Annotated in this window: 10 protein-coding genes and 1 pseudogene; 5 read left to right on the top strand and 6 right to left on the bottom strand. The window is 45.0% G+C overall.

The window, feature by feature from the left end:
• The 4 genes and pseudogenes from Q0R35_RS15665 to Q0R35_RS15650 all read left to right on the top strand — a co-directional run.
• Positions 1–1,220, top strand: a pseudogene (locus tag Q0R35_RS15665) (phosphoketolase); the annotation flags it as partial.
• Between the two features lie 149 nt (positions 1,221–1,369).
• On the top strand, positions 1,370–1,684 hold the full coding sequence (locus Q0R35_RS15660; protein ID WP_295620366.1) for a DUF4258 domain-containing protein: 315 nt from the start codon (positions 1,370–1,372) through the stop codon (positions 1,682–1,684).
• Positions 1,685–1,686: 2 nt separating this feature from the next.
• Entirely contained in the window at positions 1,687–1,899 is a 213-nt protein-coding gene (locus Q0R35_RS15655; RefSeq protein ID WP_295620363.1) for a YgiT-type zinc finger protein, read from the top strand.
• A gap of 53 nt (positions 1,900–1,952) precedes the next feature.
• A complete protein-coding gene (locus Q0R35_RS15650; RefSeq protein WP_295620360.1) occupies positions 1,953–3,104 on the top strand; it encodes a leucine-rich repeat domain-containing protein in 1,152 nt (383 codons plus the stop codon).
• Positions 3,105–3,115: 11 nt separating this feature from the next.
• On the opposite strand, the gene Q0R35_RS15645 is transcribed toward Q0R35_RS15650, so the two are convergent.
• From Q0R35_RS15645 to Q0R35_RS15620, 6 genes are all read right to left on the bottom strand, one after another.
• Positions 3,116–3,346, bottom strand: a complete 231-nt coding sequence (locus tag Q0R35_RS15645; protein WP_295620357.1) for a DUF433 domain-containing protein — start codon at positions 3,344–3,346, stop codon at positions 3,116–3,118.
• A 155-nt stretch (positions 3,347–3,501) separates the two neighbouring features.
• On the bottom strand, positions 3,502–5,121 hold the full coding sequence (locus Q0R35_RS15640; protein ID WP_295620354.1) for a B12-binding domain-containing radical SAM protein: 1,620 nt from the start codon (positions 5,119–5,121) through the stop codon (positions 3,502–3,504).
• Positions 5,122–5,221: 100 nt separating this feature from the next.
• Positions 5,222–5,716: a DNA phosphorothioation-associated protein 4 gene (locus Q0R35_RS15635; protein WP_295620351.1), complete on the bottom strand. Its 495-nt coding sequence runs from the start codon at positions 5,714–5,716 to the stop codon at positions 5,222–5,224.
• Positions 5,717–5,871: 155 nt separating this feature from the next.
• Positions 5,872–6,351, bottom strand: a complete 480-nt coding sequence (locus tag Q0R35_RS15630) for a photosystem I reaction center subunit XI (RefSeq protein WP_295620348.1) — start codon at positions 6,349–6,351, stop codon at positions 5,872–5,874.
• 95 nt (positions 6,352–6,446) lie between these two features.
• Entirely contained in the window at positions 6,447–6,572 is a 126-nt protein-coding gene (gene psaJ, locus Q0R35_RS15625; RefSeq protein WP_295620345.1) for a photosystem I reaction center subunit IX, read from the bottom strand.
• 178 nt (positions 6,573–6,750) lie between these two features.
• Complete coding sequence (locus tag Q0R35_RS15620; RefSeq protein ID WP_295620342.1) at positions 6,751–7,248, bottom strand: Photosystem I reaction center subunit III; 498 nt, start codon at positions 7,246–7,248, stop codon at positions 6,751–6,753.
• Between the two features lie 312 nt (positions 7,249–7,560).
• Here Q0R35_RS15620 and tsaD point away from each other — a divergent pair.
• On the top strand, positions 7,561–8,104 hold a 544-nt coding region (tsaD, locus tag Q0R35_RS15615; RefSeq protein WP_295620339.1), incomplete at its 3' end, for a tRNA (adenosine(37)-N6)-threonylcarbamoyltransferase complex transferase subunit TsaD.

Below are 8,104 nucleotides of genomic sequence, written 5' to 3'. Positions count from 1 at the left end.
CCGACATTATCAGCGGCTTGAAAACTCGCGCTCTCCATCTCCAAGCCTGGGAACTGGTGCGGACTAACTGCGAACGCGCTGGCGGTGGTTCCTCTTCTCAAGTAGCCACGACTGAATCGGTGTTCCCAGTCCCCAACATCGGTACGCTCCCCCTCGAAGAATACGCCGCAGGCGAAGCCAAAGTATCCACCACCGCAATGGGGCGATTAGTCGGCTACGTGGGACAACAGGATAAAAACTTCCTCGTCACCAACGCCGATGGCAACGAAGCTTCAGGGATTGCTAATATCAACCAAGCTCTAAAAATCATCCACCCCACCACCGACGATTTATACTTCCAAGCACCCGACGGGCAAGTATACGAACCCCTGAGCGAAGACGCTTGCGCTGGACTCGCAGCGGGACTCGCCCTCATGGGTGCGCGTACCCTCTGGTGTTCTTACGAATCCTTCGCCATTAATGGTTTACCAATCTGGCAAACCGTCACCCAAGCAATGGCAGAATTGCGCCGCCCCACACCTTCCACCATCACCCTCTACACCGCAGGCGCACTGGAACAAGGACGCAACGGCTGGACGCACCAACGTCCGGAAATCGAAGCCTACTTCGCCTCGATGATGCGGAATGGTAACGTCTTCCCCGTCTTCCCACCCGATGCCAATAGCATCCAAGTCTGCTATGACTGGGCATTAACTACCCAAAATAAAGGCGTAGTCATCACCGCCAGCAAATCACCCCTACCCATCCGCACCACCTTCGCCCAAACTCGTCAAGGTTTGGAAGATGGCGCGGTAGTCTTGCAAGAGACCCCTGGCGATAAGCAAGTAGTCTTTGCAGTTATCGGTGACATGACGCTAGCACCAGCGTTTGAAGCCGCTGCGTTTTTAAAAACCGAGGGCATCGGCTCAAAAATCGTCTCGATTATCAATCCTCGTCGCCTCTATCGCCCTAGCGATGTCGCCTGGGATACCTGTAGCCAGCCTGACGGCGGTTTTCTCTCTGATGCTAAGTTTGCCGAAATCTTTGGCGGCAGTGCCCTGATCGGCCTGACAGGTGGCGCACCAGCAATGTTGGAACCCGTGATGCTGCGATCGAATTCTCCTCGCGATACCTTCGCCTGGAAGCGCGGCGAAACTACGGCTACTGCGGGTCAATTGATGGCGTTTAATGGCATCACTGCTGAAGCTTTATGTAAACGGGGATTAGAGTTAGTGGGTTAAGATTCGTTGGCGTAGCCTCTGCGAAGGCAGACGCTATGCGTTGGCGGAGCCTCTCCTGTGGAGAAACGGCTTTGCCGAATCGTCCCTGTCTCCGTTTGGGGATGGGGATTTAGGTAGATTTCAAAGATAAAAATAGTTGAGATATCTACGTGACAGACATCTTAGAGCAGGTTAGACTAGCAGCAGGCAAACGATTATTATTTCTGCCTCATACGATTCGGCAAATGTCTCGCCCAGATCGAATGATTACAACAAAAGATGTTGAAGATGTCATCATGACAGGTGAGGTTATTGAAGATTATCCTGAAGATACCAGAGGTCACAGTTGTTTAATATTGGGATGTGTCATGAATAGTAGATACATTCATGTTGTGTGTGCTCCCAAAGATGAATATTTAGCTATTATCACCACATATATTCCAAATCTAATTCAGTGGACACCAGATTTTAGAGAGAGGCTTTAAAGATGGAATGCTTATACTGTAAAGCTCAGATGAAGAAAGGAACCGCACCTTTTAGTATTGACAGAAATGGCTATCATATTTCATGGGACGCTATTCCTGCGTGGGTATGCGAACAATGTGGGGAGTCATTATTAGAAATGCAAGAAGTCGATACTATTCAAGCTGCACTTGCTGTTCTCGATCGCGATCTAGTTTCGTTAGTTGCTAGTATTTAAGAGAATCGCTCGATTGCACCTCGCGATACCTTTGCATGGAAATTTGAGGGATAATGTCAGCAATAAATAATTCAGATGAAGTCAAAATGCTTGAAGCAGTGAGACATAAACAAATGGAAGTTCGGATTGCAAACGCAATCGAAACGAATGCAACTCATCTCGATCTATGTGGTAATCTATTGACTCATCTATCAGATAATATTTGCAAATTAAGTAATCTGACCCATCTGTGCTTGTCGGGAAATTGGCTGACTGAATTTCCAGAAAGTGTTCTTTGTTTGACCAATCTAGTTAGTTTAGACTTAGATGATAACGGGATCGTAAATATTCCATCTAATATTTCTAGCTTAACTAAATTAAAAACATTAATTTTGAGCCATAACCAATTTTTTGAATTACCAGAAAGTCTTGGGTGCTTGACTAAGTTAAACTACCTGAGCTTAGAAGGTAATATTTTAGAATATATTCCAGATAGTGTTTGTAACTTGGTCGATCTGACACACTTAAATTTGTACGGCATGAGATTAATTAAATTACCAAATGATTTAGGTCGCTTAACAAAGTTAGAAGAGTTGGAACTGACGAGTAATCGATTAACAGAGTTACCCGAAAACATTGGTAATTTGACTAAAATTGAAAGATTAGATCTGACTGGAAGCTCTCTTATGTACTTGCCAGATAGTATTGGCAATTTATGTGAATTAATAGATCTAAATCTAGAAGAAAATCAGTTAGCTAGCTTACCAAAAAGCATAGGCAAATTAAAAAAGTTAACAGATTTGAATTTAGAGGGTAATCCACTAACAGATTTATCCGCGTTGCAAGGTTTGTCTACCGATCCAGAGGTTCTCTGCTTTGGAGTAGATCTTCCTCGAAGATATTGGACTAAATTTAGCGAATGGCAGCCTAAATGGTTATTAGAAGAAGATAATGCGGAGATCCGTAAAGTACTTATTGAAAATGTAGGGTACGATCGCATTTGTGAAGAATTGTCTGCGGTCAAATTGGATAGCTGGCGAGAGTATACGTTGCTCAGAATTGAAGGTGAAGCCGATATTGAACCCATATTATTATTAAAGATGATTTGTCCAAGTACTGGGCATATTCATATCTTGCGAGTACCTCCGGATATAGATCTTGCTGAGTCAGCAATTACTTGGATAAATTGGGGTATCCATCCAAGTGAAATTGCGATCGCTACTTAATATTCTTAATTTCAAATCGCACCCACCACAGCTAATAAACGACGTTCTCTATCTGCCACGAATTCTAAGCAAGCTCTGATATCTTCTGCTGTCAATTCGGGAAAATCATCAATAATTTCTGCCTGAGACATGCCCGCAGCCAGCCACCCCAAAACATCGTATACAGTAATTCGCATTCTTCTAATACAAGGTTTTCCACCTCGCTTACCTTGCTCGATGGTAATAATATTTTGATAGCTCATAGGACAATCCAGAATATTTCCTATTTAGAGTGTAGCCTAGTTCTATAGATGTTAAAGCATCTATGTCAATGCCCAAAATTAATAATGGGAGGGGCAATTTATAAACTGCCCCTCCCATTAGTCTCGCCAGATTCTGGCTCGATAATTGCTAACTGTTAGACAGCCGTTTCTGCCATTACTTCTATTGCTGCTGGTGCAGATGCCGCCGCTGCTTTGAGCTTGGCTTCGTCGATGAGGAATTCTTCGACTTGAGCTTGAATTTCTGTGCGGACGATATCTCTGTACTCTAGGAAATGTTCGATTTGGGCACAAGTACCCAAATAACTACTTACCCCACCTGGATTGAGCTGATACATACTCCAGAGGTTGCGCCAGAACTGCCAACGAGTGGAGCGGACGAAGCCTTGTCGCCAGCAGATAATCAGTAAGGCACGTATTACCAACCAACTAAATGCTTTTTTGCGACCTTCACCTTTGTCGGGATAGGTAGCCTCACCGAGTGTTAGATAGTGACGGTAAGTACGATCGAGGAACTTCGATGGCTCGTATAATTCATCGAAGGCATCCATGTACTCGTAGGCAATTTCTTCGAGGGGACGAGTCGGGACGAAATTCATTAGCGTGGTTTGGTTGATGTTGCCATCTGCCGTACCGCGCAATCGTCCTTCTCTTTCTAATCGATGCGATAATGCTGTATCTGGTAGTGCTTGGAGCATACTAAATACGGCGGTGGGAATATTTGTCTGTTCGACAAATTTAACGATTCGTTGTCCGGCACCTGTTTTTTCACCATCGAAGCCGATGATAAATCCTGCCATGACGCGCATCCCCGATTTGGCAATGCGTTCGACAGCTTCGGTGAGGGAACTGCGGGTATTTTGGTGCTTTTGAGTCAGTGCGAGACTTTCTTCATCTGGGGTTTCAATACCTAAGAAGACAGAACCAAAGTTACATTTGACCATCATATCCATCAGTTCTTGGTCGTTTGCCAAATCGACTGAGGCTTCGGTCGCAAAGGAGAAGGGATACTTATGTTCGACCATCCACGGTAGTAGTTCTTTGAGCAACAGTTTGACGTTGCGCTTGTTGCCGATGAAGTTGTCATCGACCATAAAGATACTGCGCCGCCAACCCAATTCGTAGAGATAATCGAGTTCTTTGAGCATTTGCGCTGGATCTTTAGTCCGGGGTTTGCGACCGTATAAGACGATAATATCGCAGAACTCACACTGGAACGGACAACCGCGCGAGAACTGGACAGACATTTCGGCATACGCATCGAAGTCTAACAGTTCAAAGCGGGGGATGGGAGTAGTGGTAACGTCAGGACGTTCGCCATTTGGTGCGCGGAAGGTACCGGATGTTTGCCCTTGTTTGACTGCTTCGACAAATAGGGGGATAGTCAGTTCGCCTTCATCGAGAATGAGGTAGTCTGCGCCAACTTCAGCGACTTCTTTTGGCAAAGCGGTTGGGTAAGGGCCACCAACAGCGACGCGTTTGCCACGGCGTTTGGCTTCTTTAATTTGGGCGAGTAAATCTGGTTTTTGGACGATCATTGCCGAGCAAACTACCAATTCTGCCCAATCCCAATCAGCGTCAGTAATGTCGCGAACGTTCAAATCGACGAGCTTATAGTTCCATTCTTGCGGCAGAATAGCGGCAACGGTGATCAATCCCAACGGCGGAATCAGGGATTTGTAACCCATCAGTTCGATCATTTTTTCAAACGACCAAAAGCTTTTGGGGAATCGGGGATAGAGGAGCAGAACGTTCATAATATTATCTCCAAGTAACGGCATTCCCCGTTAGGTGGAATGATGGACGCATACAACTTACTGACCCTAGTTTAATTGGTTTTGTTTCTTTGCAACAATATTATCCCAAAAACTTTCTCAGATCGAATTCTACAGGATCGGGTGCGGTAGCATCTTGAGCTGGTAGCGATCCTCGATCGAGGGTAGCCGATAACATTAATAAGATCCGCTCGGTATAGTCTACCGCACCGCGTAATTCTCGATCGAGCAGATCTAAGCCGCCATTGGCATATTCCTCAAAAATCTGAATTCGTTGCTGTTCAAAATCAGCTCGATCTGGTGAAATTACATTAATATTTTCAGTAGCAGCGATCGCAATTAGTTTCATCACCGGGTCGTATCCACGAGCAATAAAGATCTCCATACTAATCGGCCCTGGTTCTTTTTTAGAAATTTCGCCTAGAGGTATGCGTTGTTTTTGTTTGGCACCCAAGACTGCGGCAAATAAAATAATATCTGCATATGTCTGAAATGGACTGTTATTTTCGGTCGATGCCATTAATGATTTGACTAGTTCGGCTTTATCTTTAGCTACTCTGATACGGTTTTCGGACATAGGTTTTAGTTGAAAGTTGAAAGTTGAAAGTTGACACTTCTCCTTACGGAGACGCTACGGCTTCGCTCAGTGCAAGAAGTTGAAAGGGCGATTATTAAAAAATTACCCTATCTTCTAGTTGAAGATAGGGTAATTTAAGACTGTAAATTTTAGATCTATTTAGCTAAGATTGAAAAGCTACTGAGGACGGGAAGATTTGCAACTAATAAGTAGGCAACTGCCGCGCCACCAATGCCGCCAATCAGGAAGGCGGAGGTAAATTCACTCCAGCCTTTGCCAGTATTGAGATCTGCGGGTGCTTTGGGAGCCGCAACACTAGGTAGTGGTGGTGCGGTATTGACAGCAGCATAGATAGCTAGGCAAGCACTCAGAATTACGACTAATCCAATTGTGGAAGCTAACCCGGCGAGATATGCTTGGTCGGTATGACGGAGTGGCCCCAGCAGGGTGAATGGGCCGAGTAAGAAGTAGCCATGAGCCATGCCGACTTCTAGTCCCCGTCGTTGGGGTGCCAAACCAGCCCGATAAGCTGGTAAGTTGCTGATAAAAGCTTTGATTATGCCAGAAGAGTTGACTGGAGTAGCTAAGTTGCTAACTTCAGGATTGGGACTGCTGACAGCTTGAGGACTTGCCATAGAAAACCTCTCAAAATAGTTAAGGAAATGGAGGAGTAAGGATTGGGAATGAGGAATTAGGCTGATGACTAATTCCTAGTTTTAAACACCAATTATTACAAGGGATGAAATAGTAAGTCGGGGAAAAAGCGATTGAACTCGATGATAATTCCCGCAGTAAAAGTCATCCATACTGCTGCCAATACTGGCGCGGTAGATAAAAATCTTAGAAAATGTGACATGGACTAGCTCCAGAATTTAAGATCGATATGTTGCGATTGTGAGCACATTCGGTAACGCGGGGATGCGTAAATTAGGTAAGTTATTAGTTACATTGCTGTTGACTGCTAACTAAGTAAAAGCAACTACATTAACTCGATAGCCGATCGAGTAAAGTCAAGCTATACCAAACGACCAGATTTACCGAGGCGAAACAGTAATTTCGCTATCTTTAGCAACTAATTTACCAGAAGTAAATTCACCTAAAGCCGCAGCGGGCCAAGCGAATCCGCCTAACATGCAACTAACGGCTAAGGGCACATCGATGACAATTTCCTTGTCTTCGGTGTTGTCACCTTTTTTGATGGCAATCATGTATGCACGACCGACCCAACCAATCCAACCAGCGATGTACAGGAACAAGATGCTAGGGATGAGAAAGTCACCCGCGCGATCGAGTCGTCCGTCTACAATTAGGTGTGGTAGACCTTCTGGGCCGCAGAGTGCTTGAGAGTAACGTTCAAAACGTTTCTTGCCAGATTCGGGGTCGTTGGTGGTATTCCGCGCCATTTTCGCACGCTGTTGAAAAGCAGGAGAATCGCCACAACGGACGAGTCCAGCTACTTCTGACGCAGATGCAAGTGGAGTAAAGTTAAACCAAAGACAGATGGCAAAGACCAAAGCCAACAGTTTTTTCATAGCGATTGTTTCCTTATATAACAAAACAAATAGTTTTATTTACAAACCACACATCGGGCTGCCGATCTGATTTAGTAAAAAAACTACAATAGCCTTTTGGAAATTTTTGGCAGTCTTTCGTGTCGATCGCGAAAGATCGCCGATATGATAGAGATTAAGGAGCTGGGGCTAGCCCGTTCGCGATCGCTAGGCAGGATCTTCTCCAGGGAAGAGGCTACGTTAACGAGTTGGTGTAATATCTGAATTAACAGTTGCACTGCGACGATCGACCAGACTATTTATTTCTATTTTCATCTTTAAAATTAGCAGCTAATGACAACAGTTTTATCAATTGAAACAAGTTGTGACGAAACGGCGGTAGCAATTGTTAACAATCGTAAAGTTTGCAGCAGTATTATCGCTTCTCAAATTCCAATTCACGCCCAATATGGAGGTGTGGTACCAGAAATAGCGTCGCGGCAACATTTATTAATAATTACTGAATTAGTCGATCGCGCAATTCAAGAAGCCGCTTTAGATTGGACAGAAATCGACGGGATTGCGGCAACTGTCGCGCCGGGATTGGTGGGTGCGCTCTTAATTGGCATGAGCGCGGCGAAAACTTTAGCAATAGTCCATGACAAGCCATTTCTGGGCGTTCATCACCTTGAAGGGCATATTTACGCATCGTATTTGAGTTCGCCAGAATTAGAGCCACCATTTCTGTGTTTGCTGGTATCTGGCGGACATACTAGCCTCATTCATGTTAAAGATTGTGGCGTATATGCCGAACTCGGAGCCACCCGCGACGATGCGGCGGGAGAAGCCTTTGATAAAGTCGCTAGATTACTCAACTTAGGCTATCCTGGCGGGCCAA

Source organism: Chamaesiphon sp. GL140_3_metabinner_50 (assembly GCF_025361915.1).
Lineage (GTDB): Bacteria > Cyanobacteriota > Cyanobacteriia > Cyanobacteriales > Chamaesiphonaceae > Chamaesiphon.
The sequence above is the reverse complement of the archived record's forward strand: the minus strand, read 5'-3'. Positions and strand labels throughout refer to the sequence as shown.

Coding starts and splice junctions, on each gene's coding strand:
- Q0R35_RS15655 (WP_295620363.1), top strand. CDS start 1,687: ATGGAATGCTTATACTGTAAAGCTCAGATGAAGAAAGGAACCGCACCT.
- Q0R35_RS15650 (WP_295620360.1), top strand. CDS start 1,953: ATGTCAGCAATAAATAATTCAGATGAAGTCAAAATGCTTGAAGCAGTG.
- Q0R35_RS15645 (WP_295620357.1), bottom strand. CDS start 3,346: ATGAGCTATCAAAATATTATTACCATCGAGCAAGGTAAGCGAGGTGGA.
- Q0R35_RS15640 (WP_295620354.1), bottom strand. CDS start 5,121: ATGAACGTTCTGCTCCTCTATCCCCGATTCCCCAAAAGCTTTTGGTCG.
- Q0R35_RS15635 (WP_295620351.1), bottom strand. CDS start 5,716: ATGTCCGAAAACCGTATCAGAGTAGCTAAAGATAAAGCCGAACTAGTC.
- Q0R35_RS15630 (WP_295620348.1), bottom strand. CDS start 6,351: ATGGCAAGTCCTCAAGCTGTCAGCAGTCCCAATCCTGAAGTTAGCAAC.
- psaJ (WP_295620345.1), bottom strand. CDS start 6,572: ATGTCACATTTTCTAAGATTTTTATCTACCGCGCCAGTATTGGCAGCA.
- Q0R35_RS15620 (WP_295620342.1), bottom strand. CDS start 7,248: ATGAAAAAACTGTTGGCTTTGGTCTTTGCCATCTGTCTTTGGTTTAAC.